This is a genomic window from Burkholderia sp. MR1-5-21 (assembly GCF_053427715.1).
Map to the genome: position 1 here is coordinate 419,680 of NZ_JBSAXD010000001.1, position 25,838 is coordinate 445,517.

23 protein-coding genes are annotated in these 25,838 nt (G+C 67.6%); 11 read left to right on the forward strand and 12 right to left on the reverse strand.

The window, feature by feature from the left end:
* Positions 1-59: 59 nt before the first annotated feature.
* Entirely contained in the window at positions 60-1,445 is a 1,386-nt protein-coding gene (locus ACV229_RS01795; RefSeq protein ID WP_448081397.1) for an amino acid permease, read from the reverse strand.
* 314 nt (positions 1,446-1,759) lie between these two features.
* Here ACV229_RS01795 and ACV229_RS01800 point away from each other — a divergent pair, with 314 nt between their 5' ends.
* The 3 genes from ACV229_RS01800 (at position 1,760) to ACV229_RS01810 (ending at position 5,826) form a co-directional block, all read left to right on the forward strand.
* Positions 1,760-2,233: an Lrp/AsnC family transcriptional regulator gene (locus ACV229_RS01800; RefSeq protein ID WP_448081398.1), complete on the forward strand. Its 474-nt coding sequence runs from the start codon at positions 1,760-1,762 to the stop codon at positions 2,231-2,233.
* A gap of 391 nt (positions 2,234-2,624) precedes the next feature.
* Positions 2,625-4,301, forward strand: a complete 1,677-nt coding sequence (locus ACV229_RS01805; protein ID WP_448081399.1) for a phospholipase C — start codon at positions 2,625-2,627, stop codon at positions 4,299-4,301.
* 100 nt (positions 4,302-4,401) lie between these two features.
* Complete coding sequence (locus ACV229_RS01810) at positions 4,402-5,826, forward strand: cytochrome-c peroxidase (RefSeq protein ID WP_448081400.1); 1,425 nt, start codon at positions 4,402-4,404, stop codon at positions 5,824-5,826.
* 208 nt (positions 5,827-6,034) lie between these two features.
* Here the strand turns inward: ACV229_RS01810 and ACV229_RS01815 are convergent, their stop codons facing one another.
* The 3 genes from ACV229_RS01815 to ACV229_RS01825 all read right to left on the reverse strand — a co-directional run bounded on the left by ACV229_RS01815 (position 6,035) and on the right by ACV229_RS01825 (position 8,326).
* Entirely contained in the window at positions 6,035-6,334 is a 300-nt protein-coding gene (locus ACV229_RS01815; protein WP_448081401.1) for a hypothetical protein, read from the reverse strand.
* A gap of 199 nt (positions 6,335-6,533) precedes the next feature.
* Positions 6,534-7,775 carry a cytosine deaminase gene (gene codA, locus ACV229_RS01820; RefSeq protein ID WP_448081402.1) on the reverse strand — a complete coding sequence of 414 codons (1,242 nt, stop codon included), beginning with the start codon at positions 7,773-7,775 and terminating at the stop codon, positions 6,534-6,536.
* 89 nt (positions 7,776-7,864) lie between these two features.
* The gene (locus ACV229_RS01825; protein WP_448081403.1) at positions 7,865-8,326 is read right to left on the reverse strand and encodes a VOC family protein; all 462 of its coding nucleotides are present in this window, start codon (positions 8,324-8,326) and stop codon (positions 7,865-7,867) included.
* A 311-nt stretch (positions 8,327-8,637) separates the two neighbouring features.
* On the opposite strand from ACV229_RS01825, the gene ACV229_RS01830 reads away from it, so the two are divergent.
* Together ACV229_RS01830 and ACV229_RS01835 are read left to right on the forward strand one after the other, a co-directional pair.
* Complete coding sequence (locus tag ACV229_RS01830; RefSeq protein WP_448081404.1) at positions 8,638-9,780, forward strand: porin; 1,143 nt, start codon at positions 8,638-8,640, stop codon at positions 9,778-9,780.
* Positions 9,781-10,024: 244 nt separating this feature from the next.
* Positions 10,025-10,327 (forward strand): DUF4148 domain-containing protein, encoded by a 303-nt coding sequence (locus ACV229_RS01835; protein WP_448081405.1) that lies wholly within the window; start codon positions 10,025-10,027, stop codon positions 10,325-10,327.
* A 175-nt stretch (positions 10,328-10,502) separates the two neighbouring features.
* Here ACV229_RS01835 and ACV229_RS01840 read toward each other — a convergent pair whose 3' ends face one another.
* Positions 10,503-11,450, reverse strand: a complete 948-nt coding sequence (locus tag ACV229_RS01840; RefSeq protein WP_448081406.1) for a LysR family transcriptional regulator — start codon at positions 11,448-11,450, stop codon at positions 10,503-10,505.
* A gap of 201 nt (positions 11,451-11,651) precedes the next feature.
* On the opposite strand from ACV229_RS01840, the gene ACV229_RS01845 reads away from it, so the two are divergent.
* Positions 11,652-13,835 carry an FUSC family protein gene (locus ACV229_RS01845; protein ID WP_448081407.1) on the forward strand — a complete coding sequence of 728 codons (2,184 nt, stop codon included), beginning with the start codon at positions 11,652-11,654 and terminating at the stop codon, positions 13,833-13,835.
* A 141-nt stretch (positions 13,836-13,976) separates the two neighbouring features.
* Positions 13,977-14,189: a hypothetical protein gene (locus ACV229_RS01850; protein WP_448081408.1), complete on the forward strand. Its 213-nt coding sequence runs from the start codon at positions 13,977-13,979 to the stop codon at positions 14,187-14,189.
* A 439-nt stretch (positions 14,190-14,628) separates the two neighbouring features.
* On the opposite strand, the gene ACV229_RS01855 is transcribed toward ACV229_RS01850, so the two are convergent.
* Together ACV229_RS01855 and ACV229_RS01860 are read right to left on the reverse strand one after the other, a co-directional pair.
* A complete protein-coding gene (locus ACV229_RS01855) occupies positions 14,629-15,738 on the reverse strand; it encodes a DmpA family aminopeptidase (protein ID WP_448081409.1) in 1,110 nt (369 codons plus the stop codon).
* 31 nt (positions 15,739-15,769) lie between these two features.
* Positions 15,770-17,176 (reverse strand): APC family permease, encoded by a 1,407-nt coding sequence (locus tag ACV229_RS01860; protein WP_448081410.1) that lies wholly within the window; start codon positions 17,174-17,176, stop codon positions 15,770-15,772.
* A 124-nt stretch (positions 17,177-17,300) separates the two neighbouring features.
* On the opposite strand from ACV229_RS01860, the gene ACV229_RS01865 reads away from it, so the two are divergent.
* Both ACV229_RS01865 and ACV229_RS01870 read left to right on the forward strand, forming a co-directional pair.
* Positions 17,301-18,101 carry a helix-turn-helix transcriptional regulator gene (locus ACV229_RS01865; protein ID WP_448081411.1) on the forward strand — a complete coding sequence of 267 codons (801 nt, stop codon included), beginning with the start codon at positions 17,301-17,303 and terminating at the stop codon, positions 18,099-18,101.
* Between the two features lie 154 nt (positions 18,102-18,255).
* Positions 18,256-19,116, forward strand: a complete 861-nt coding sequence (locus ACV229_RS01870) for a class I SAM-dependent methyltransferase (RefSeq protein WP_448081412.1) — start codon at positions 18,256-18,258, stop codon at positions 19,114-19,116.
* 115 nt (positions 19,117-19,231) lie between these two features.
* Here the strand turns inward: ACV229_RS01870 and ACV229_RS01875 are convergent, their stop codons facing one another.
* Complete coding sequence (locus ACV229_RS01875; protein ID WP_448081413.1) at positions 19,232-20,671, reverse strand: cytochrome P450; 1,440 nt, start codon at positions 20,669-20,671, stop codon at positions 19,232-19,234.
* A gap of 87 nt (positions 20,672-20,758) precedes the next feature.
* Here ACV229_RS01875 and ACV229_RS01880 point away from each other — a divergent pair, with 87 nt between their 5' ends.
* Entirely contained in the window at positions 20,759-21,694 is a 936-nt protein-coding gene (locus ACV229_RS01880) for a helix-turn-helix domain-containing protein (RefSeq protein WP_448081414.1), read from the forward strand.
* A 46-nt stretch (positions 21,695-21,740) separates the two neighbouring features.
* Here the strand turns inward: ACV229_RS01880 and ACV229_RS01885 are convergent, their stop codons facing one another.
* The 4 genes from ACV229_RS01885 to ACV229_RS01900 all read right to left on the reverse strand — a co-directional run bounded on the left by ACV229_RS01885 (position 21,741) and on the right by ACV229_RS01900 (position 24,829).
* Positions 21,741-22,064, reverse strand: a complete 324-nt coding sequence (locus tag ACV229_RS01885) for a DNA-binding protein (protein ID WP_448081415.1) — start codon at positions 22,062-22,064, stop codon at positions 21,741-21,743.
* Between the two features lie 525 nt (positions 22,065-22,589).
* Positions 22,590-23,921 carry a carotenoid oxygenase family protein gene (locus ACV229_RS01890; protein WP_448081416.1) on the reverse strand — a complete coding sequence of 444 codons (1,332 nt, stop codon included), beginning with the start codon at positions 23,919-23,921 and terminating at the stop codon, positions 22,590-22,592.
* A gap of 4 nt (positions 23,922-23,925) precedes the next feature.
* Entirely contained in the window at positions 23,926-24,564 is a 639-nt protein-coding gene (locus ACV229_RS01895; RefSeq protein ID WP_448081417.1) for a DUF2239 family protein, read from the reverse strand.
* A gap of 79 nt (positions 24,565-24,643) precedes the next feature.
* Positions 24,644-24,829, reverse strand: a complete 186-nt coding sequence (locus ACV229_RS01900) for a hypothetical protein (protein ID WP_448081418.1) — start codon at positions 24,827-24,829, stop codon at positions 24,644-24,646.
* Positions 24,830-24,874: 45 nt separating this feature from the next.
* On the opposite strand from ACV229_RS01900, the gene ACV229_RS01905 reads away from it, so the two are divergent.
* Positions 24,875-25,759, forward strand: coding sequence for a LysR family transcriptional regulator (locus ACV229_RS01905; protein ID WP_448081419.1), 885 nt, complete (start codon positions 24,875-24,877; stop codon positions 25,757-25,759).
* Positions 25,760-25,838: the final 79 nt, after the last annotated feature.

A 25,838-nucleotide genomic window follows, 5' to 3' on the forward strand; every position in this document is an offset into this window, starting at 1 on the left:
GCGGGCGCCGGCGCGTGCTGCCGCCGGCGCCAGGTGCGCTTGCGCGCACCTGGCCGGCCTTAGCGTGCGGATGCGCGGTTGTTCAGCGCATACGCGGCATTCTTCTGACGGAAGCGATACCCGATCGCGAGCACCGCGAGCCACACCGGGATCAGGTACACCGACAGGCGGAGATCCGGCGTCAGGTACATCACGACGAGAATGCCGGCCATGAACGCCAGGCACAGGTAATTCGTGAAAGGATAGCCCAGACTGCGGAAGAACGTCTGCTGTCCCGCAGCACGCTTGGCCTGGCGGAACTTCAGGTGGATCAGGCTGATCATCGCCCAGTTGATGATGAGCGCCGACACGACGAGCCCCATCAGCACTTCGAACGCCTTGCCGGGCATGAAGTAGTTGATCAGCACGCACACGCCGGTCGCGAGCGCCGATGTGCCGAGCGCCACGAGCGGAATGCCGCGCTTGTTCACGGACATCATCGCCTTCGGTGCGTTGCCCTGCTGCGCGAGGCCGAACAGCATCCGGCTGTTGCAGTACACGCCGCTGTTGTAGACCGACAGCGCGGCCGTCAGCACGACGACGTTCAGCACGTTCGCGACCATGTTGCTGCTGAGTGCGTGGAAGATCAGCACGAACGGGCTGCCGCCGGTCACGACCTTCTCCCACGGATACAGCGACAGCAGCACGGCGAGCGCGCCGATGTAGAAGATCAGGATGCGGTAGATCACCTGGTTGGTCGCGCGCGGGATGCTGTGCTTCGGATCGTCCGCTTCGGCCGCGGTGATGCCGACGAGCTCGAGGCCGCCGAACGAGAACATGATCGCCGCCATCGACATCACGAGGCCCGACACGCCGTTCGGGAAGAAGCCGCCGTGCTGCCACAGGTTCGCGACGCTCGCCTCGGGGCCCGCGTGGCCGCTCGCGAGCAGCCAGCCGCCGAAGCCGATCATGCCGACGATCGCGGCAACCTTGATGATCGAGAACCAGAATTCCGTCTCGCCGTACGACTTGACGCTCGTCAGGTTGATCAGGTTGATGACGACATAGAACACGAGCGCGGACACCCAGGTCGGCACGCCCGGCCACCAGTACTGCACGTAGATCCCGACCGCCGACAGCTCGGCCATGCTGACGAGGATGTACAGCACCCAGTAGTTCCAGCCGGACAGGAAGCCGGTGAAGTGGCCGAAATACTTGTCCGCGAAGTAGCTGAACGACCCGGCCACCGGCTCGTCGACGACCATCTCGCCGAGCTGGCGCATGATGAAAAACGCAACGATGCCGGCCACCGCGTAGCCGAGCAGCACGGACGGGCCCGCCATCTTGATCGTCTGCGCGATGCCGAGGAACAGCCCCGTGCCGAGCGCGCCGCCGAGCGCAATCAGCTGGATGTGCCGATTCTTCAGCCCGCGCTTCAGGCCGTCCTTCTCGTGTCCAGAAACCATGTCTTCTCCACTTTCTCCGCCCCCTGTGGAAGCGGCGCGCCTCGGTGTGCCGGGCGCTGTTTTGCTGTGCCGGCTGCCGTTCGTGGAGCCGCCGGGTTGGGGACTGCAATCTTCGTGCGGCGGCACCCGAACTCCGCCGGCGGCCCCATCACACCGGCCGCCGATTGCCGCCTGCGGCCGCATTGCTGCGAACGCACACGAAAATCCGGGGTCAGTTTAGCGTTGCGACGACGAAATCGGGTTTCGTAAGCCGTTCATGCAAACCCTACATTATGAGATAAGATTGCATCCAGGAGACAGATGAGGAAACAAAAATGCCTGAACCGGTTCTCGACCGAATCGATCGCGCGTTGCTGGCGATCCTGCAGGAAAACGGCCGCGTGTCGAACCTCGAACTGGCGAAGGCCGTGGGCCTGTCGCCCGCGCAGACGCTGCGCCGCCACCGGCGGCTCGAGGAGATCGGCGCAATCCGCCGCTACGAGACGCGGCTCGACCCCGAGACGCTCGGTTTCGGCGTCACCGCATTCGTGCATGTGACGATGGAGCGCGGCCATATCCGCGACCTGTCGAAATTCCAGAAGCTCGTTTCCGATCTCGCGCAGATCCAGGAGTGCTTCTCCGTGACGGGCGACATCGACTATGTGCTGAAGGTCGTCGCGCACGACCTGAAAGGGCTGTCCACGTTCCTGCTCGAAACGCTGATGCGCACGCCCGGCGTGAGCGGCGTGCATTCGAGCGTCTGCCTCGACGAGGTCAAGTGCACGAGCGCGATGCCGGTCGAAGCGTGACAAAGCGCCTGGCCGATGACCGGGCGGCGCCATCGTCGCGCCGGTAGAAGGATTCACCGCAACAATCCGTCATCTGATCGTCAAAGTCGCCGCAAGCCGTTTTCGGAGCGCGCCGGCCCGGTACCCCGGCCGGGCCGGCGTGCGCCGCGCTGCGCGGCCCTCCAGGCAAGCGTGTCCGCGTCCGGCAGCACGCATTACGCCCGCCTTTCTTTCGCATTTCTTTCGTGGCAAATGTCCCCGTAATGAAATCGATATCGCGACGCAATGCTCGCGAAACCACTCCGTCCCCATATCTTCATACCGGACTGATTCAATGCGCGTGCTCACCGTCGCGCCCATTGCCGTTCCGGGCCGATCATTTCCATGACCCGCTCGAATGGAGTCCTCCACGATGTTCCGTCAAGCCATGCTCGTCACCGCCTGCGCCGGCGCCGTCCTCGCGCTGTTCGCCTGCGGCGGCAGCGAAGATTCGACACCGGCCGCGGCCTCGGTGTCGTCGCAGGATGCGCTGCAGACCACCACGCCGATCAAGCACCTCGTCGTGATCTACGGCGAGAACGTGTCGTTCGACCACTACTTCGGCACCTATCCGAACGCGACCAACCCGACGGGCGAACCGGCGTTCACCGCGGCGGCCGGCACGCCCACCGTCAACGGCCTGACCGGCACGCTGCTGACCGCCAATCCGAACTTCACGAACACCGCGAACGGCAGCGACGCCGCGAACCCGTTCCGCCTCGACCGCACGCAGGCCGCGACCGCCGACCAGAACCACGCTTACACGGCCGAGCAGCAGGCCGAGGACAACGGCCTCGCCGACCTGTTCCCGAAATACACGGGCAAGGGCTCGTCCGGCGGCGCCGGCGCATTCGGCACGAAGGGCCAGGTGATGGGCTACTTCGACGGCAACACCGTGACCGCGTTGTGGAACTACGCGCAGCGCTTCGCGATGAGCGACAACATGTACACGACGTCGTACGGTCCGTCGACGCCGGGCGCGCTGAACGTGATCTCCGGCCAGACCAACGGGATGCAGATCGTCAAGACGTCGAAGCAGCCGTCGACGCTCGCCGCGTCGTCGTACTACATCAATGACGGCCAGGGCGGCTTCACGATGATCAACGACGTCGACCCGGGCTTCGACGTGTGCTCGAGCACGACCGACCAGGCGATGATGGCCGGCAAGAACATCGGCGACCTGCTGAACGGCGCGAAGATCACGTGGGGCGGCTTCATGGGCGGCTTCAACCTGTCGACCGTGAACGGCAACGGCACGACGGGCTGCGCCCGTAGCACGGTCGCGACCGCGGTGAATGCCGCGACGTCCGACTACATCCCGCACCACAACTGGTTCCAGTACTACGCGACGACGGCGAACCCGCAGCACACGCGGCCGAGCTCGGTCGCCGCGATCGGCTCGAGCCTCGAAACCGACGGCAAGACGGCCGAACCGGCGAACCACCAGTACGACTCCGACGACTTCTTCGCCGCAGTCAAGGCCGGCAACTATCCGTCGGTGAGCTTCCTGAAGGCCCCGGCCGCGCAGGACGCGCACGCGGGCTATTCGGATCCGCTCGACGAGCAGGCGTTCGTGACGAAGGTCGTGAACTTCCTGCAGCAGCAGCCCGACTGGCAGAACACGGCCGTGATCGTCACCTATGACGATTCGGACGGCTGGTACGACCATGCTTACACGACCCCGACCCGCGCATCCTCCGACGCCGTCGACCAGGTGAACGGCAACGGCAAGTGCGGCACGGGCGGCACCACCGGCGTGAAGGGCGGCACCGTCAACGGCCGCTGCGGCCCGGGCGTGCGGATTCCGCTCGTCGTGATCTCGCCGTACGCGAAGCAGAACTACGTCGACCACACGCTGGTCGACCAGGCCTCGGTCGTCCGCTTCATCGAGGACAACTGGCTCGGCGGCCAGCGCATCGGCGGCGGCTCGTTCGACGCAACGGCCGGCGACCTGAGCGGGCTGTTCAACTTCGCGGGCAAGCCGAACACGGCGCCGCTGTACCTCGACCCGACGCTCGGCACCGCACTCAGCTCGGCACCGTCGAACTGAATCTGATCGCCGACGTCACCCCGCAGGCCGGCGCGCGACGCGCCGGCCGTTTCCGTTTCAACGCGCCGCTTCGGCGGCGCCCGACTTCAACCTGGACCGCATGACCGCCCGTCCCGCCTTCCCTCCGCCCGGTGCGTCCGATACCGGCGCCGCCGCACTGCGCCGCCCTTCTCGCTTCCTGCGCCGCGCGGCGCTCGCGCTCGGCGCCGGCGTGCTCGGCTACGCCGCGTTCGCGATCGCGTTTCCGGCGCACACGCCCGCCGCGGTCGGCACCCTCGTCGAGGACTGGACCGGCGCGAACCCGCACCCGATCGTGCTGCAGCGCCCGACTGCCGCGCCGCTGTCCGCGGTCGCGCAACTCGGCCGCGCGCTGTTCTTCGATCCGGCGCTGTCGGCGTCCGGCAAGCAGTCGTGCGCGTCGTGCCACAGCCCTGATCATGCGTACGGCCCGCCGAACGCACTCGAAGTCCAGCCGGGCGGCATCGCGATGACGCTGCACGGCTACCGGCCGCCGCCGTCGCTGATGTACCTGTACCGGCAGCCGAACTTCAGCATCGGCCCGGATACGAGCGAGAACGACGACGCGGCGAGCGTCGCGCAGCAGGCCGCGTCGGCGGCGGGCGTCGTGAAGGAGCAGAAGGTGGCCGGCACCGCGGCCGCGCCGCAGCTCGTGCCCCAAGGCGGGATGTTCTGGGACGGCCGCGCGGATACGCTGCAGCAGCAGGCGTTCGGCCCGCTGCTGAATCCGGTCGAGATGGCGAATGCGAGCGTCGACGACGTCGCGCACAAGCTCGCGCAGTCGTCGCACCGTGCGCAGTTCATGCAGCTGTTCGGGCCGCGCGTGTTCGACCGCGCGCAGCTCGCGGTATCCGAGGCGATGTTCGCGATCGCGCGCTATCAGGTCGAGGATCCGTCGTTCCACCCGTACGACAGCAAGTACGACCGCTGGCTCGAAGGCCGCGCGCGCCTCACGCAGGCGGAGTTGCGCGGGCTGCGGCTCTTCAACGATCCCGCGAAGGCGAATTGCGCGGGCTGCCACCTGTCGAAGCCAGGCAAGGACGGGCTGCCGCCGATGTTCACCGACTTCCAGTACGAAGCGCTGGGCGCGCCGCGCAACCGCCTGCTCGCGCAGAACCGCGACCCGGCGTTTCACGACCTCGGGCTGTGCGGGCCGTTCCGCGAGGACCTGAAGGACCAGACGCAGTATTGCGGGATGTTCCTCACGCCGACGCTGCGCAACGCGGCAACCCGCCACGTGTTCTTCCACAACGGCGTGTTCCACTCGCTGGACCAGGTGATGGCGTTCTACAACGAGCGCAATATCGCACCGGAGAAGTTCTATCCGCGCGGCCCGGACGGCAAGGTCGACGCGTACGACGATATCCCGGCGAAGTATCGCGCGAACGTCGACGTGACCGATGCACCGTTCGACCGCAAGGCCGGCGACGCGCCCGCGATGTCGGCGCAGGATATCAAGGATATCGAAGCGTTCCTGCAAACCCTCACCGATCAACCGGCGCGGTGAGGGTCGCCGGCGGGCCCGGCGTCACCGTCGGGCGCCGCGCACGCTTCAGCACTGTGCGCGTATGCAGATGAATGCGGGGCCAGCGACAACTCGGCGTAGACGCGTTCGGCCATCGTCTTCAATTCCGGCAACCGGGCAGGTATCGGCGATCGGGCGTGCCGTCGCCATCGACAATGCGTCCGCGCCTCCAGACTGACGGCGGCGATCGCTATTGGGCCGCGGCGGCGCGTTCGTCCACCATCGCGCGCAGGTCGGCGAGCTGTTCGCGCGACCGCTGCGCATGGCGCTCGGCGCAGCGGTACGCGACGATCGATCCGGCCACCGCGAGCAGCATCGGCACGAGACAGTCATGGCTCGCGCGCGTGAACTCGAGCAGCAGCAACGCGAGCAACATCCCGCCGAGCCCGGCGCCGACGCCGGTCAGCGCCGTGACGGCGGCGAGCTTGACGAGCGGGCTGCCGGTCGGCTGCAACGACGATGAAGGAGAGAATGGCAGGTCGGGACGCATGGATTCGGCGAGCAGAGGCGGCAAGGACGGCGCGCTTCGCGCACGCCGTGAATAGCCGGCATCCTAGGCTGCCCGCCTCCATGAGACAAACGCATTTTTCTTATCAACTCATGCGTCGAGCGAATGAAACGCGTCTGCACGTGCGGCGGCGAGCTTCTCGCCGGTGGCCTCGCCGCCGCGCAATGGGATCCCTTCAGGATCACGCCGGATAGGCGATCCGCTCCGGTTCCCGCCGCATGATCACCTTCCCGCTGCGGATCGACAGCGCCGCCTTCGCCTGACGGCGCACTGCTTCGTAATCGCTGTCCGCATCGAGCACGACGAGGTTCGCGGGCCGGCCGACCGCGATGCCGTAGCGCTCGCCGAGATTCATTGCGGTTGCGCTGTGGTCGGTCACGAAGTCGAGGCAGCGCTGCAAGTCCTCGTACCCCATCATGTGGCAGATGTGCAGTCCCGCGTCGAGCACGCGCAGGATGTTGCCGTTGCCGAGCGGATACCACGGATCCTTGATCGAATCCTGCCCGAAGCACACGTTGATGCCCGCGCGGTCGAGTTCCGCGACGCGCGTGACGCCGCGCCGCTTCGGGAACGTGTCGAAGCGCCCCTGCAGGTGGATGCTCTCGGTCGGACACGAGACGAAGCTGAGCCCCGCGCGCTTGAGCAGCCGGAACAGCTTCGAGCAATACGCGTTGTCGTACGAGCCCATCGCGGTCGTATGGCTTGCGGTCACCCGCGCGCCCATTCCGCGTACGCGCGTTTCCTCGGCGAGCACCTCGAGAAAACGCGAATGCGGATCGTCGGTTTCATCGCAATGCACGTCGACGAGGCAGCCGGTGCGCTCGGCGAGATCCATCAGGAAGCGGATCGAGCTGACGCCCTGCTCGCGCGTGTTCTCGAAGTGCGGAATGCCGCCGACGACGTCCGCGCCCATGTCGATCGCCTGCTCCATCAGCGCACGGCCGCCGTCGAACGATTCGATCCCTTCCTGCGGGAACGCGACGATCTGCAGGTCGATCAGGCCGCGCGCCTCGTTCTTCACCTCGAGCATCGCCTTCAGCGCGGCGAGCGACGGATCGGTCACGTCGACGTGGGTGCGCACGTGCTGGATCCCGTGATCCCGCAGCATGCCGATCGCCGCATGCGCACGCGTCTTCGTGTCGTCGTGCGTGATCGTCGCCTTGCGCTCGGCCCAGCGCTCGATCCCTTCGAACAGCGTGCCGCTCATGTTCCAGGCCGGCTCGCCGGCGGTGAGCACCGCGTCGAGATGGATGTGCGGCTCGACGAGCGGCGGGATCGCGAGACGGCCGCCCGCGTCGATGTCGCCGCCGCTCGCCGGCGCGATCGGGGCCGGCTGCGCGTCGATGCGCGCGATGACGCCCGCATCGATGCCGATCGTGAAGAGGCCGTCGCGGCCACGCAAACGTACGTTGAACAGGTTCATGTCGGGTCCTGGCATGAAGCGGCCGTGCGTCATCGCACCGGACGCTCGTTTCGAAAGAAAGGGGAAATCGCGCGCGACGGCGCCGTCGGTCACGACCAGCCGTCGATCTTCAGCCCGGTCGCCGCGACAGCCTCTTCACGCGTCACGATGCGCACCTGCTGCCCGAACGTCCACACATGCTGCTCGGGATCGCGTGCGCGATAGGTACGGTCGCCGTAGAACTGGTCGGCGGGCTCCTGCAGGATGACCGCGCCGGCCTGCCGCGCACGCGCGCAATGCGCGTCGAGGTCGCCGGTCAGTTGGACATGCACGCACTGCGTGTTCTTGCCGCCGACGCCCTCGGGGCTCGACACGAAATCCGCCCATTCGCCGCCGATCATCACCGTGCCGTCGCCGAACGTGAATTCCGCATGCGACAGCTTGCCGTCCGGCGTGCTGATGACGATGCTGCGCTCGAAGCCGAACGCACGCTCGAGCCAGTCGAGCGCGGCCCACGGATCGCGATAGAACACGGCGGAACTGATCGACGGACGGCGGCTCGGCGTAGTCATCTTCTGTCTCCGGATCGATGGCGTGACGCGCCCATTCTCCGCGCGCGCGCGGCATCGAGCAACTGCCGGCGCGGCCGCACGGGATGTTGCAGCCGCGCCACAACACTGCGTGGCAGCGCACGCGCGACCCGCATCGGCGGCGCGCCCGATGCCCGGCATCCGGCGTGCCGCACGCGATATGACAACGGTGTGAATCACTCTTGCTGGTTCTGCAACGGTGCGCTCGCGCCGCCCCGCCGGATTCCGCGTGAAGGCGTCCCTATACTTGCGCCGAATTTCTTGTTCGCAATCCCACACGCAGGAGCCATTACGTGAAAAAAACCCTTGTCGCCGGCGCAGCCACCGCCGCCCTGTTCGCCCCGCTCGCGCATGCGCAGAGCTCGGTCACGCTGTACGGCCTGATCGACGCCGGCATCGCCTACACCAACAATGTGGGCGGCGCTTCCCAGTGGCGCATGGCCAGCGGCACGATCAACGGCAGCCGCTTCGGGCTCAAGGGCAGCGAGGATCTCGGCGGCGGCCTGAAGGCGCTGTTCGTGCTCGAGAACGGCTTCAACGTCAACAACGGCGCGCTCGGCCAGGACGGCAAGCTGTTCGGCCGCCACGCATACGTCGGCCTGAGCCAGAGCGGCTACGGCACGCTGACGCTCGGCCGCCAGTACGACACGATGGTCGACTTCGTCGCGCCGCTGTCGGCGACGTCGGGCGACTTCGGCGACACGGGCTTCGCGCATCCGTTCGACAACGACAACCTGAACCACTCGCTGCGCATCAACAACGCGGTCAAGTACACGAGCGACACGTACGCGGGCTTCAAGGTCGGCGCGCTGTACGGTTTCTCGAACTCGACGAATTTCGCCAGCAACCGCGCGTACAGCATCGCGGCGAGCTACGCGAACGGCCCGCTGAAGGTGGCCGGCGCGTACCTGCAGATGAACGGCACGAAGGGCTCGACGAGCGCGAGCCCGGGCGCGACCGACACCGCCGAAGCGAAGAGCCTGAGCCAGGGCGGCTGGTCGATCGGCGCGGACCGCATGCGTTCGTACGGCGGCGGCGTCAGCTACGTGTTCGGCCCGGCCACCGTCGGCTTCGTGTACATGCGCTCGCAATACGACAACTCGGGCTCGTTCGGCTCCACCGGCCAGATCGCGTTCAACAACTACGACGTGAACGTCCGCTATGCGGTGACGCCGGCCGTCAGCCTCGGCGCCGCGTACGTGTACACGGACGCCAGCGTGTCGAACCCGGACAGCAAGCACGGCACCGATCCGAAGTGGCACCAGGTCGACCTGCAGGCCGTCTACAAGCTGTCGCGCCGCACCGACCTGTACGCGGAAGCGATGTACCAGCATGCGTCCGGCCGCGGCTATCAGGCGTTCATCAACACGTCCGGCGGTGCATCGAGCACCGCGAACCAGATCGTCGGCACGATCGGCATGCGCACGCGCTTCTGAGCTGCGTCGCCCGGCTGCCTGCCGACACGCGAAACCCGCCTGCGAAGGCGGGTTTTTCTTTTGGTGCGCGCGCAACGACGCAGCACGCGCGACGTGCATCGGTTGCCCGCCCAATGTTGTTCGTTCTGGAAGGATGCCTGCCTGGAATCGGGGTTTTTACGCGATGCACCGCTGCGTAAACTTGCCTCAACGGTTCGGATCACTCGCTAATCGCCGAATCGCACCGAATATCCCGGAGGAAATCGTGAAATCGCTCGTCGTCGCCACCGCTGCAGCCGTCCTGCTCGCCGCACCCGCCCTGTCGTTCGCCCAGTCGTCGAAGTCGCCCGTCACGCGCGCGCAAGTGCTGCAGGAACTGTATGACCTCGAATCCGTCGGCTACAACCCGTCGCTCGGCGACGCCGGCAACTACCCGGACGACATCATGGCCGCCCAGGAACGTCTTGCCGCGAAGCGGCTCGCCGCGCGCAAGGCCGCCGAAGCCGCATACGGTCCGGCCGGTACGCCGGGCGCCGAAACCGGCGTCGCAGCGAAGCCGGCCCTGTGAGTCGCACACGGCAAAAGCCGCCCGCATGCGTGGTCTGAAGCATGCGGGCGGCGAGCCTGATTGACACCCGATCGAAGCTGATTGAAGCCGATCAGGAATCGGATCAGAAGCATTTGATGAAGTTGCGCGCCGATAGCGCGCTGAAGCGGCCGCCGAAGCGGCAACGCCTCGCCACTCAGGCGGCCTGCGGTTCCCGGCCGAGCGCGGCCAGCATCTCGACGTCGCGCGCGATCATGTCGGGCACCTGCGCACGCAGGAATTCGACCCAGGTCCGCACTTTCGCATCGATGAACCGGCGCGACGGATACAGCGCATACACGTTCATCTTCTGCAGGATATGCTCCGGCAACACGCGCACGAGCGTGCCTTCGTGCAGCGCGTCGATCGCCGCATACAGCGGCAGCATCCCGATGCCGATGCCGTCGCGGATCGCAAGCGCAAGCGATTCGGCGGTGTTGGTCTGCACGGGCCCCGTCACGTGGATCTGCTCGATGCCGTCAGGCCCTTCGAGCAGCCATTCGTGCGTCGGGAACGCGGGCGTGCGCAGCGTCAGGCACGCGTGCGCGCCGAGATCGCTCGGGCGGGACGGTGTGCCATGCCGGCGCACGTAGTCGGGCGACGCGCACAGGATGCTGAACGTCGACCCGAGCAAATGGGACACGAGCTCCGAATCGGGCAGCGACGACGCCGTGACGACCGCCATGTCGCTCGTGCCGTCGAACAGGTCCGGCATCCGCTGCGACAGCGACAGCTCGATCGACACTTCCGGATACTGCGCGTGATAGCGCGTCAGCGCGGGCAGCACATAGTGATGGCCGACACTTGCGAAGCTGCGCATGCGCATCACGCCGGCCGGCCGCTCGTGCGCGCAGCTCGCCTCTTCTTCCGCACGGTCGACATCGGCAAGGATCTGCCGGCAGCGCCGCAGATAGCTCTCGCCGGCCGACGTCAGCGCGAGGCGGCGCGTCGAACGGTTCATCAAGCGGGTGCGCAGCCGCGCCTCGAGCTCCGACACCGCACGCGACATCGCGCCCGTCGTCGAATTCAGCGATTGCGCGGCCGCGGTGAAACTGCCCGTCTCGACGACGCGCGTAAACACCCGCATGTTCTGAAGCGTATCCATTCCTGTGCATCACCTGTGTAGGAGCCGCTATTTTCCTCCACAAACTGCGATGGATTGTTACGCTGGCTGCAACTATCGTTTCCCCGTGGCTGCGTTAACGCGCATGCGAGACGCTCCTACAATCGGCGCCTCACCAGTCGAACGGGCACGTTCGGACAAGCCGCGGCGAGCCGCCCGGCACCGCACGCGCCGCCCCCAGTCATGAAGCCACAGCCTGCGATCGATTCACCTTCCGTCGTACTTCAACGATGGGGGCGATGGCTCGATCCGCTCGGCAAGGCCGCGCGCGACTGGGCCGCCAGCGACGGGCTGATCTGGCTGCACCTCGCGAAAACCGTGCTCGCGGCGCTGCTCGCGATGGGCATCGCGATGCGGCTCGAGATGTCGCAGCCGCGCACCGCGATGACGACCGTGTTCGTGCTGATGCAGCCGATGTCCGGGATGGTGTTCGCGAAGAGTTTTTATCGCGTGCTCGGCACCGCGGCGGGCCTCGTCGCCGCGCTCGCGCTCGGCGGCTTGTTCGCGCAGCAGCCCGAGCTCTACATGGCCGGCATCACGCTGTGGATCGGCGGCTGCATCGCGCTCGCGGTGCGCAACCGCCACTTCCGCTGGTACGGGTTCGTGCTCGCCGGCTATACGGCCGCGCTGATCGGGCTGCCCGCGGTGATGACGCCGCAGACGCTGTTCCAGTCCGCGCTGACGCGGGCCGCCGAAGTCGCGCTCGGGATCGTCTGCTCCGGCGTCGTCAGCGCGCTGATCTTGCCGCTCAGCTCGGCGAAGGCGTTGATGCGCTCGCTGAGCGCGCGCCACACGAAGTTCGCCGGGTTCGCGGCCAACGCGCTCGCGGGCAACATCGAGCGCGGCGAATTCGAGCGCCGGTTCGCCGATTTCGTCGACGAGATCGTCGGCTTCGAGGCGAACCGCGCGTTCGCGTCGTTCGAGGATCCGCACATTCGTGCGCGCAGCCGCCGGCTCGCGCGGCTGAACAGCGAGTTCATGAACGCGTGCACGCGACTGCATGCGCTGCACCAGCTCGTCAAGCGCCTGCGCGCCGGACATGCCGATGAGGTCCTCGCCGCGCTCGCGCCGCACATCGACGCGCTCGCGCAACGGCTCGCGGCGCTGCACGAAGAACTGCAGCACGGCCCCGCCCGCGCGACCGGCGCGCGGCTCGACCTGCGGCGCTTTCACACGGCGTTGCCGAAAGGCGCACGCGCGTCGCGCCGCGAGATCGAGGATCATGCGGCGGGCGGCCTGCTCGACTACGACACCGCGATCGAACTGATGTATCGATTCGTCGGCGAGTTCCTCGGCTACGCGGATACTTACGCGTCGCTCGACCAGGATGATCATGCGTTCGAGCGCACCGTCACGCACTACGCGGTGAAGACCAACCGGTTCTTCATCAGCTTCGCGTTCCTGCGCACGGTGGTCGCGGTGGGCGCGATGAGCGCCTTCTGGATCGCGTCGCAATGGCCGAGCGGTGCGCTCGCCGTGATCGGCACCGCAATCGCATGCGCGCTCAGCTCGACGTCGCCGCGCGCGCCGAAATTCGTCGCGCAGATGGGCGTCGGTGCGGCATTCGCGACCCTGGCCGGCTACCTGTTCCTGTGCTACGTGTACCCGAACATCGACGGCCTTCCTTTGCTGTGCGCGACGCTCGCGCCGGTGCTCGGCTTCGGCGCGTTCCTCGCGATGCGGCCCGGGTTGTCCGGCTACGGGATCGGCTTCGCGGTGTTCTTCTGTCTGCTCGCGGGCCCCGACAACGTGATCTCGTACACGCCGGAGGTGCTGATCAACAACGGGCTGGCCGTCGTCGTCGCGATGCTCGTGTGCTCGATCGTGTTCGCGGTGGTGTTCCCCACTCACATGCCGTGGCTGACGGGCCGCATCGCGCACGACTTGCGCTGCCAGGTGACGCTCGCGTGCGAAGGCGCGCCGGCCGGCCTTGCGCAGCGCTTCCAGTCGAGCACGCACGACCTGATGGCGCAGCTGCGCACGCTGCTCGTGCGGCGTACGCGCCAGCACCGCGATGCGCTGCGCTGGATGCTCGCGACGCTCGAGGTCGGACACGCGGTGATCGACCTGCGCGACGAACTGCAAGCCTTCTGCGCATCGAAACCGCCGCAGACGCTGCGCTGGACCGGCTCGGTCGACACGGTGCTGCACGAACTGCCGCGCTTCTTCGACGACCCGTCGCCGAGCCATCACGCACGCACGCTGAAATCGGTGAACCTCGCGATCCGCGCGGCGCAGCACACGCTGCATGCGTGGCATGCGGTGCCCGACGAGCGTCGCCGGATGCAGCGCATCGTCGGCTGCCTGCACTTCATGCGCAGCGCGCTGCTCGACAAGGATGCGCCGTTCAACCGGCATCGCCGTTGAACGCCATTGAACGTGGTCGGCGAACGATCCTTGTTGCGGATGCAAATAAGCTCTCCTTGCGCGGTGATTAATCCATAAGCAGTACGAGCCTATAGTTTCATCACTGCCAGCAAGACTGGTCACCACCCAGGAGAAACTGAAATGAAGCCGCTGCACCTCGCCCTCGTTGCCCTGTCGCTGACCGCCGCCGTCGCTCACGCACAACCGGCGCCGGCCGACCCGGCACAGCAACAGGCGAACCGCGCCGAGGCCGTCCAGGCCGCAGGCCGCGTCGACCGCGCGCAATCGAATGACGAAGACCAGAACGCCTGCGTCGGTCCGGTGAGCTTCTGCAACGTCTACTTCGGCAGCTAAGGCCTGTTCCCGCTAATAACGGGCTTGCGAACGTACCTTGCCGGTCGTCCCCCAAGGGGACTTCCTTCGGGCGCGTGCAAGGAGCACGGAGCGCCGTTTGGCCGAGCCAAACAAGCGACGCGCGACGCCGCAATGCGGCCGGCAAGGCACGTTCCCCTGATTTCAAAAATACCTTCGCGGGGCTGGCCGCCAGAAGGGCCGAGCGCAAGGAATGGGACGCAGCGAATACCGGGCGTATTCGCAAGGAGCATGACGCGGCGATCGGCCCTTCTGGCGGCCAGCGCAAGCCCGTTATTAGCGGGAACAGGCCTTAGCATGATGCCGCGTCGCGACGGCCGAGCCCGCAGCGCCCTTCTCGGGTACGCGGGCAGGCAACGACCCACCGGTTCGCCGCTCCGCCCCTGTACGCGCCGCTTCGCCTGAAGCGGCGCGCTCCGTTTCACCCGCCCCGCCCCGGTCGCCAGCCGACTTCACGCAGCGCATCGAGCAAGCGCGCCGTTCCGAGCGCTTCGACCCGCGCCCCACGCGATGCGACGTCGCTCGCCGCGACGAGCGCATTCACGATCGCTTCCTCGACCGCCTCCGCCGCCGCGACGAACAGCGCGGAAATGTGATCGTTGTTGACCATCCGCACATCCGTCGTCGGTTCACCTTTGCGTCCGTAGTTCGCTGCGGGTATGCCGCGATTGCCGGTCGCGAATGCGAGGAAGATGTCGCCGCTCGAGTCCTCGGTGCCGCCGCCGACACGGGCGAGCCCGACGCTCGCGCGCTGCGCGAGGCGCGTGCACTGATGCGGCAGCAGCGGCGCATCGGTCGCGAGCGTGACGACGATCGAGCCCATGCCGGCCTCGCCCCGCGCGCCCGGCGCGCGGAATGGCGAATGCACGTGCCGCAGCACGTCGCCGACCGGATAGCCGGCCACGCGCAGCATCTCGCGCACACCGTAGTTCGCCTGTACGAGCGCGCCGACCGTCCAGCCGCCCGCATCGGCGCCGAGCACGCGCGACGCGGTGCCGATGCCGCCCTTGAACTCGTGGCAGATCATCCCGGTGCCGCCGCCGACGCCACCTTCCGCGACCGGCCCCGACCGGGCGGCGGCCAGCGCGCCGCGCACGTGCGACGCCGTCACGTGTTGCCCCCAGATGTCGTTGAGCAGGCCGTCGTAGGTTTCCATCACGACCGGCATGCACCAGTACACGCGATCGCGCGCGGCGTCACGCTCCATCGCGACGAGTGCGTCGCGCACCACACCGACGCTGTGCGTGTTCGTATAGGCGATCGGCGTCGACAGCAGCCCCGCCTCGCGGATCCATTCGAGGCCTGTCGCGTCGCCGTTGCCGTTCAGCACGTGCACGCCCGCGAAGCACGGCGCGTCGTGCGCGGCGCCCGCGCGCGGCTCGATGGTCGTCACGCCGGTGCGGATCGACGCGTCGCCGGCGTCGACATTCAGCGTGCAGTGCCCGACCCGCACGCCCGCGACGTCGGTGATCGCGTTGAAGCGGCCCGGCGTGCCGAGGCCGATGCGGATGCCGAGATCCCTCGTGCGCATGATGCAAATCCTCCCGTAGTTCGATCGTTCGTCAAAGTGTGCGGAACGCGTCGCTGTGGCGCGCCCACATCGCATACATCGCGAGTGCGGCGACGAACAGCCCCGCGATGATGTAAAGGTCGGTCGGCTTCGTCGAGGCCGCCAACGTCGTATAGAGCGTGTACGCGGCGCCCGCCACCGCGACGAGCGGCGTCACCGGCCAGAGCGGCATCCGGTAATGATGCGCCACGTCGCGGCGCACGAGGCGACTCGCGAGCGCGGCGAGGCCGACGACGAGATAGACCAGCAGCAGCAGGTCGACCGTGAACGCGGTCAGCTCGTCGAGGCTCGACACGAACACGAGCCCCGCCGACGGCACCGCGAGCGCGAGCGTCGCGAGCCACGGCGACTCGAAGCGCGGATGGATCACGGAAAACGCGCGGTTGCAGCCGCGCGACCACAGCGCGTGCCGGCCGCTGCTGTACAGCAGTCGCCCCATCGTGATCACGATCGCGATGATCGCGTTGAACACCGACAGGAAGATCCCGCCGCTGACGACACGCGACACGGCAGGATCACTGAGCGAGCGCACGACATAGCCGATCGGGTCGGCGCTCTTCGACAGCTCCGTCAGCGACGGCGCGCCGAGCACGATCGCCGTCAGCGGAATCAGCTCGACGACGAGGACCACGAGCAGCGAATAGATGACCGCCTTCGCGACGTTGCGGTTGCCGCCGCGCAGGTCTTCCGCGAGATACGCGGCCGCGCCGAAGCCGTTGTAGCAGAAGATCGCCGTGCCGATCGCGGGCACGATCGCGGCGAGCGTCGCCGGCACGAGCGCATTGCCGCTCACGACGAGCGGCGCGATCAGCGCCTGGGCGCCGCGATGCGGCGAGCCGAAGCCGAGCCCCGCGATCAGCATCAGCACGCTGATCTCGACGACGAGGAACGCGCCGGTGATCCACGCGTTCGTCTTGATGTTCAGCATGCCGAGCACGTAGCTGAGCAGCACGATCGTCAACGCGACCGACTGGTTGCTGAAGTGCGTGCCGAGCGCATTGTTCAGGTACGGCGCGGCGCCGCTCGCGAGCACGGCCGGAATGAACACGCTGACGGCCAGCACCGCGATGAACGTCAGGTAGCCGGGCAGCGTGCCGAACACGCGCTTCGCCATCACGTATTCGCCGCCCGCGCTGCGGTGCGCGGCGCTGAGTTCGGCGTAGCACAACGCAAACGCCAGGGCGAGCACGCCGCCGAGCAGGAACGACAGCACCGCGCCGCTGCCGGCCTGCTGGATCGCGAACGGCGCGATCACGAAGATCGAGCTCGCGGGGGTCACGCCCGACACGGTGATCATCACCACGTCGCGCACGCTGAGCGTCTGCGCGAGCGCGCGCGGCGCATCGCCTGTTGCGGGCGCCGCTTGCATCGCCCCTGTCGAATCCGACATCATCGCCATTTCGCTCTCCTTTGCTCCGCTTTTTTGAACGCCCATACTCGGGCCCACCAGATTGAGTCGCAGTCTAGGAAGCCAATTTCAGGACCGCTATTCCCCCTTCGTGTTACGCCCTTCCGGTGGTGGTATGGATCGACTGTTTTCGGAAATCGCGATGCACCAGGCGCTCGGCCGCGCGATCGATCATCTCGGTCAGCCGCGTTTCTGGCGCTTTCTGGTGCTGCTGCTCAACGAGATGGCGCCGTTCGACAACGCGCTCGCGACCGCGACCGGCCGCGACGGCGTGCCGGTCGTGCTCGAAGAGTACGACACGGGCGGGACGGACAAGCCGTCGCCGGTAGCGCTCTACCTGAACGGGTTATATCTGCTCGATCCGTTTCTGCAGGCCGCGCATGACGGGCTCGCAGACGGCTGTTACCGGCTCGAGGAAGTCGCGCCGGACCTGTTCCGGCAGAGCGAGTATTTCCTCAGCTATTTCCGCGACGCCGTCGGCGACGACGAGATCCAGATCCTGGTGCGGCCGCATCCGGATACGCTGCTGTCGCTGTCGCTCGGCGCCGCGGCCCGCTTCGACGTCGAGCCGCTCGGCAAGCTGACGGCCGCGATGCCGTGGGTGCTCGCGACGATACGCCAGCACTGGAAGCTCGTCGGCGATGCCGCGCGCACGGCGCCCGACAGCGATCTCGGCGCGCGCGTCGAGCAGGCGCTCGCGCGGTTCGGGGCCGACCTGCTGACCGAGCGCGAGATGGCGATTGCGAGGATGGTGCTGCGCGGCAATTCGTCGAAGGCGATCGCCGAACGGCTCGCGATTTCGCCTGAAACCGTGAAGGTGCACCGGCGGCATCTGTACGCGAAGCTCGGGATCTCGTCGCAGCCGGAGCTGTTTTCGCGGTTCATTCAGGCGTTGGGGGAACAAGACGCGTCGTGATGGCCGCTACGCACCGCATGCGACCCGTTGCACTGCCGAAAAACACACTATCCTCGCTGACATTGGCCAAAAAGGAGAAGTGACATGAAAGCCGAGGGTATCGAAGCCGTGTTCCTGACCACCCACGCCAATTTCGGGCAATGAGGCCACGATCATGAGCGACAGTCACGAAATCTCGCCGGACAGCACCGCAGCGCGGGTCGCGCTGTGGCGGGCGCTGCATGCCGAAATCGATGCGCGTCCGCCCGTGCTGGAGGACGACATCGGCCTCCGGTTGCTCGCGCCCGAACCGGGCTGGCAGCAGCGCGGCGACATGGATCCGCAGTTCACCCGCCCGTTCCGCGCGTCGATCGTGGCCCGCGCCCGGTTCATCGAGGATCTCGTCGTCGAACAGGCCGCGCGCGGGACGACCCAGTACGTGATCCTCGGCGCCGGCCTCGACAGCTTCGCGCAGCGCCGGCCCGACGTCGCGTCGGGTCTCCATGTGTTCGAGGTCGACCGGCCGGGCCCGCAGGCGTGGAAGCGGCAGCGCCTCGTCGAACTGGGCTTCGGCGTTCCGGACTGGCTGCGCTTCGTCCCCGTCGATTTCGAAGCGGGCGGATCGTGGCGCGACGCACTCGCGGCCGCCGGCTTCGACAGCGGCAAGCCGGCGATCGTCGTCTCCACCGGCGTCAGCATGTATCTGACCCACGAAGCGAACGCAGCCACGCTGCGCGACGTCGCGGCGCTCGCGCCGGGATCGATGTTCGCGATGACATTCCTGCTGCCGCTGGAACACGCGGACCCCGACGTGCGCCCCGGGCTCGAGATGGCCGCGAAGGGAGCGCGCGCGAGCGGCACGCCGTTCATCAGCTTCTATACGCCGCCCGAGATCGCCGCGCTCGTCCGCGAGACGGGTTTTGGCGACGCGCGGCACGTTTCCGCGGCGCAGCTGACGCAGCGCTATTTTTCCGGCAGGACGGACGGCCTGCGCCCGCCGAACAACGCCGAGGAACTGCTGGTCGCGACGGTCTAGGTTCGCTGCGCCGCGTCATCCTCTGCCCGACAGCGACGATCCGCGACAACAAGCAACGCGCCCCCGGCAGGCCGCCTCCATGCGCGTCGCATTTCGCGCCGGCACGGCCACGCTGTCATGACATGCGGGAATCGACCGCGTCGATCGCAAGATGCAGTGGCTGATCCGGCCGCAAGGTGACGTTCAGCACCGCACGCGGCGCCGCCATGCCGGCCGGTGCCGACAGCACGAATCGCTGCAGCACCATCGCGGCGATCACGGTCATCTCGGTCAGCGCGAGATGCTGACCGAGACAGACACGCGGGCCCGTGCCGAACGGCATGTACGCGCCGCGCGGAATGGCCGGCGCGTCGGCGGCGAAACGCTGCGGGTGGAACGTGCCCGGTTCCGGGAACCATCTCGCGTCGCGATGCATCAGCTGCAGCGGCAGCATGAACAATGTCCGCGCAGGCAGTTGCCATGCACCCAATGCGATCGGCCGCGTCGCGCGACGGCTGATCAGGATCGGCGCCGACGGATACAGGCGCAACGTCTCCTCGAGCGTCTGCGTCAGGTACGGCAGCAACGGCCGGGTCTCCGCGGTCGGCGCGCGGCCGCGCAACACGCGCTCGACCTCGTCTCGCGCGGCCGCCTGGGCCAAAGGATTCGCGGCCATGCACCACGTCCACCAGGTGAGCCCGGCCGCCGTCGTTTCGTGCCCGGCCAGGAATGCCGTCATGCATTCGTCGTGCACCGCCTGCAATGGCCAGGCCCGCACGTCTTCCCGGTGCAGCCGCAACAGCCGCGACAGCAGGTCGTCGGGCCACCGGCTGTCCGGCAAATCGAGACGCGCGTGCAACTGACGGTCGATCAGTTCGTTCAGCACCGCCATCGCCCGCGCCTTGCGGCGCTTCCACGGCATCCAGTCCGGCGCGGTCACCGGCTGGTAGAACTCCGCGTTGGCCGCCTCGCTCACGGTGCGCACGGCCTCCTCCGCGGCGCGCGTGTCGTCGCCGATGAGGTCGCCGATCACGTCGGAGAACATCGTTCGGACGATCACGTCCATCGCGAGGGACGTGAGCGCGCTTTCGACCGGCCAGTGCGGATCGTGCGCAGGCCACTGCCCGAGCGCATGGCCGGCCGCCGCCGCGATCGTCGGGACAAAGCCCTGGACCGCCTTCGGCATGAATGCCGGCTGAAGCGCGTGCCGCTTGTCGCGCCACGCGTCGCCCTCGGCAATCAGCACGCTGTGTCCATGGACCTGCGCAAACACCCGCATGCCGCGCTCCCATCTCGCCAGCGCGTCGTGATGCGTGACCAGCAGTTCGCGCACGAGCTGCGGGTCGGTCACGACGACCGCATGCTCGGGCCACATGCGCAGGTGCACGACGTCGCCGAACTGCTGTTGCCAGCCGGCGAGCGTGCCGATCAGGTCGCGCGACATGCTGCGCAGCAGGCCCCAGCCTGTCAGCCCGGCACGGGGCCCCGGCGGCCACACGCCGGGCGGATGACGAACGGGCGCAGACGATGTCGCGTCTGCATGGAATGGGCATCGGGTGTCGGTTCGCGTATTCATGCGATGCATTGTCCGCAGTCGTCGCGCGCCGGTCTTGAACGGAAACGTCATCGACACGCCTGGCGCGTCTCCCTATACTGCGTGGTCATGTCCTCCGGTCTGCTCCCGACATGGCCGCCGTGCCCCGATCCGCATGTGCGTGCGCCCCGCGCGCTGAGCGGCGGCCGGCCACCTCACGCCCGGCTGTATCTGGCGCCGCCTGCGCTGCACGGCGCCGTTGTCGCGATCGTCTGCCGCGATACGCGCGAGTTCGCACTGAGCGACGCGCAATGCCTGACCCACTTCCCCGCTACGCCGCTCGTGTGCCTGTCCTGGTATCGCGGCTTCGATGTCGGACTCGTCGACGGAACGGCGGACGGTCCGCGCTGGCGGCCCTTCGGCGCGGCTGTCACGCTGTCCGGCAGCCAGTCGCGGCCATTGACGAGCTGGGCGCCGACGACCGGACGCGGCGGCATGGCGTGCTTCACCGCCGATGCCGCGCACGCGCTGTTCGGTGTTGCGCTGCCTGCGGTCCACGACCGCATTGTCGACGCACGCGAAGTGCTCGGCGGCGCGTGGCGGCCGCTCCTCGATGCGCTGCCCGCCGCCGATGACGACACGGCCACGCTGGCCGCGCTGGAACGGTATCTCGCGCCGCGTTGGCGCGAACTTCAGGGCGGCTCTGCGCTGGCGTCGCTGCGCGACGCGGGCCGGCACTGGGTCGGACGCCTCGCATGGCAGGCGCGCGAATGGCGGCGCACGCATGGTCCGCGGCAGGTCGAGCGACGCATCAAGGCGTACAGCGGACGCTCGCTGCGCGACTGGCAATCGCTCGTCAGGATGGAAAGCCTGTTCTTCGCGGCGCGCGATCGCATCGACGCCGGACATCCGGTCAACTGGGCGACGCTGGCACTCGACGAAGGGTTTGCCGATCAGGCACACCTGAGCCGCGCAACCAAACGCATCACCGGATTCTCGCCGACCGAGTTCGCGCAACGCTTTGCGGACGACGAGTCATTCTGGATGTATCGGCTGTGGGTGTGAAGAAGGCTGCGCGTCGCAAGTCCACCTTCAACGACGCAGAGCCGGTTCAATCCGGGTAGTCCTCGCTCACCTTCAGGTTCGCGAGCCTGAAGATGATGCGCAGCGTCTGGGGATGGATCTCCCGGCGCAAGGACAGCGACGTCAGCATGAAATCGAGCACCTTCGCGTACTTGAGCAGCAGCAGATAGCCGTCGAAATCCGCGGTGTGCGTACGCAGGTGTTCCGCCATGCGCACCATTTCCGTGGACAGCATGCAGGCCATCTCGAGTTCTAGCTGCTGCTTCGCGCTCCAGGCCTGTTGCGGCTGCTCGAGCAGCTTCACCAGGAAGGCCTGGAAGTGCGCGTCTGACTGGTTCGGCCGCGCGTCCATGATTTGCCCCGTTCTGCGGTTCGGCGAGCACGTCCGTGGACGTGCCCGGTTGTCTGGTTTCCTCGCGCTCATCGCAACGCGATGTTCGTGCCCGATCGAATGCAGATTCCGTACCAGCGTCAAGGACACGGCATGCGCAACCTGCGGCGGGATGCTCGCCGACGGCCGCACAGGCCCGCCGGCAGGCGGGTTCGGCCGCGCCGGATCGCCGCGCGCAGCCCGTCGCTGTCCCGTGTCGCGACGTGCCGGACACGCGCGCAACGGCAAAATCATTCAAGGATGTAACGTAACAACAGACACATCCGCGGGCGCCGGCAACAACACGTTGCAAATCGGTAACCAACACAGCGCGTGCCGGCAATTGAATCGGCCGGCCACGCGTCGCGAGTGCGCGGAGCGCCATGCCGACACCATGCACGCGGGCTGCGGCGCGGTGCTCCTTCACGAGCACCGCGCTCGCGACCGCAGCCGTTTCACTTTTGAATCCCTACGCGTGGATCGACACGGTACTGGTGCTCGGCTCGGTCATCGCGCCGCCGGCACCCACGCGCCGTGAAACCCCGCCGGCACGCGCCTCGGCAAATGAATCGTCGCGACCGGCCCTTCGTCGATGCAGCGCGCATCGAGTATCACGAGATCGCTGGTATCGGTCGCGTGGCGGTACCCCCATGCCAGCACCCATCCGTCGTCTTCGTCCGATGCGCCGGGGCGGGACACGAACACCGGTTCGCCGTTCTGGTCGCCTTCGGGAACGTCGTAGCGCGCGATCGCGCCACGCTGGAGGTCGTAGCGGACCACCCCGCGAAGTTCGGCATTCGTCGGTTGCCCGGTCGCATAGACAAACCGGTGGGCGCCGCCCGTCCGCTCGTCGTTGATGCGCGGCAATTCGATGCCTGCATCTCCGATCTGCGTTTCGGCGACCGTTCCTGCCGCGAGATCGATCACGTACCGCCACAGCACGCCGACCTGATGCTCTTCGAACACGCCGGGCTGCTTGCCGAGCCTCAGGAACGACGCATAGCGAACCGCGTCGAGTACGACGGTCGAACTGTCGGCGTCATATGCGTTCACCACGTGCTGGATGAAGCACGGCGCGATGTCGAACCAGCGCACGTCGCCGCCATGACGCGGAATCACACCGATGCGCGCCTGGCGCTCGTCATGCCAGCGCAGCGGCATCCGGTGCCCGTGCGACAGCATCGAAAAATCGTACGCGACGTTCAGATCGAGCAGGATGCTGCGGGTCGCGGTGATCGCCATGTCATGCATCATCGACGGCGCCGGCAGCTCGAGTTCGATGTCGACGCGTTGCACGCCCTGCGCGTCGTGGACGCCGTACCGCAACCACGGCGCCTTCCAGTCGGCACGAAACGTCATCAGTTCGCCGGTGCGCGGATCGACCTTCGGATGCGCGGTCATGCCGCCCGCGAGCCCCGCATGCCGCGCCGGAACGCCGACGGACGCCAGCTCGGGCGTGATCGCAAGCGGCACCCCGCCTTCGGCCAGCGCCAGCAGTTCGCCGGCATGCAACAGCACGTTCACGTTCGGATTGGTATCGGGCAGCGACGGCGCGCAGGCTGGCGCATGGACGTCGGCCCAGCGCCGCGTGCGCGCCCAGCGATTGCGATAGCCGGTCGCGCGGCCGTCGTCGAACGCGATCGCGTGCAGCATCGCCGCTTCGGGCCACCACGCGAGCACGTCGTTGCCTTCGAAGCGGCCGCGCAACGGATTGGGGCCGTTGCGCAGCAGCGCGCCGTTGAGATCGCGCGGGATGTGTCCGGTCACACGCAGATCGTCGATGTCGGATTCATCCGCGACCGGCGCGATTGCGCCGCTGTTCAGATCGAAAGTGGGCATGTCGTCAGGATCCGGATTGCGAGTCGGGCGATGAACCCGGTGGAATGTCGCCGGACGCGAGCGCGAGCGCATGGTCGCGCACGTCGTCGGGCCACGCGGCAATCAGCGCCTGCATGCGCGACGGATCGTTCGCGTACAGCGCGCGCACCGCTTCCTCGAAGCCGGGCAGATCGCCCGCGATCGCCGACATGAAGTGGTACGCGCGGTCCTTCGCGCCGCGGCGCCGGTCTTCGTCCGCCCTCGTGCGCCGCGCTTCGTCGACAAGCTTGCGCAACACGACGGACGCGCCGCCCGGCTGTGCGGCCAGCCAGTCCCAGTGGCGCGGCAGCAGCGTGACCTCGCGGGCCACGACACCGAGCTTCGGACGGCCGCGGCCGCGCGGTTCGGTCGCGCCGGCGCCGGTATCCGTGTCGGCGTCGGCCTGCGCGGACGCGTCGTCAGGCTGCGCGAAGCGGGCGCGGATGTCGTCATCGGAGCCCCTGAGGTCGATGTCGATCGAGCGCCCGGTCGTATCGTCGAAGATCAGAATCGTGTCCGCGCCACCCGCGTCGATCGCCCGCTTGATCGTGAGCGCAATCGTCGAAAGCGGCCCGGTGGCAAGCCGCCGATGGCCTTCGAAGGCCGTGCAGGAACTGGAATGCATGTTCTTCACCCATTCACCGGAAGTTTGAATGAGCGTATTTATACCCGGATAAAATGAAGATTGCAATATTACCCGGGTATTAATTGCCGAGCTGCCGTTCGGCGTCGCGCGCCCGGTTGCCCGATCGATGGCGCGCAGGCATGATGTGCGCGAACCGGCCGGCTGCCGCGCCCTCCGCTTCCGTCATCGGGCGCGCGCCCGGCGGGCGGATCGATCGCAGCCCGATCCGCCCGGCGCCTTCGCCCCCGATCGCCGTCACGCGCATCGCCCGCCGCGATCGATCCCTCCGGCTGCCCTCATCAGCTTGTCCATGTCATTGCGCGCATTCAGAACGCTGGTGGCGATCGCCCGCTACCGGACCTTCGCCCGCGCCGGCGAAGCGATCGGCCTCACGCAGTCGGCGGTGAGCCTGCAGATCAAGACGCTCGAGAGCGAGTTCAACGTCCAGCTGTTCGACCGGTCACGCAGGCAACCCGTGCTGACCGAGGCCGGCAACATCCTCGTCGCGCAGGCCGAGCAGATCCTCGCGATGGTCGACCGGATTCCCGATGCGCTCAGCGACGAGAAAAAGCTGGTCGGCCGCTTGCGGCTCGGGGCGATCCAGACGGCGCTGTCCGGCCCGCTGCCCGACGCGCTGCTCGCGTTGCGCGACGCGCATCCGTCGCTGCGCGTTCACGTGTCCGCCGGCATGTCGGTCGAGCTCGCGAATCGCGTCGCCGCCGGCGAACTCGATGCCGCGATTACGACCCGCCCGGTCAAGCCGTACCCCGCCGAACTGACGTGGACCGCGCTCTACGAGGATCGCTTCTGGCTACTCGCGCCGCCGCAGTACGCGGAGCGCGATGCGCGCACGCTGCTCGAAGCGCTGCCGTTCATCCGCTTCGATGCGCAGGCATGGGCCGGCCGCATGATTGCCGCGGAACTGCGCCGTCTCGGCGTACGCGTGCGCGAGGAGATGGTGCTGGACAGTGCGGAGACGATCGTCCGCATGGTCGCGAGGGGCCTCGGCGCGGCGATCGTCGCGCTGTCCGATGCGACGCTCGCGCGCCTGCCGCCCGTGACCCGCTTGCCGTTCGGCGACCCGCAGATGGCGCGCGCCGTCGTGCTGCTCGAGCACCGGTCGCGTCCGGCCGAGCGCTTTGCGCGCGCGCTCGCCGCCGAAGTCACCGCATCATCGATGAGACTTTCTCATTGAAGACCGGATAATTAACAATAATTCCTGTTGCTCCGGCGTGTTAACTTGGCGGGGTCGTCACGCTCTCGATCGCACCTCG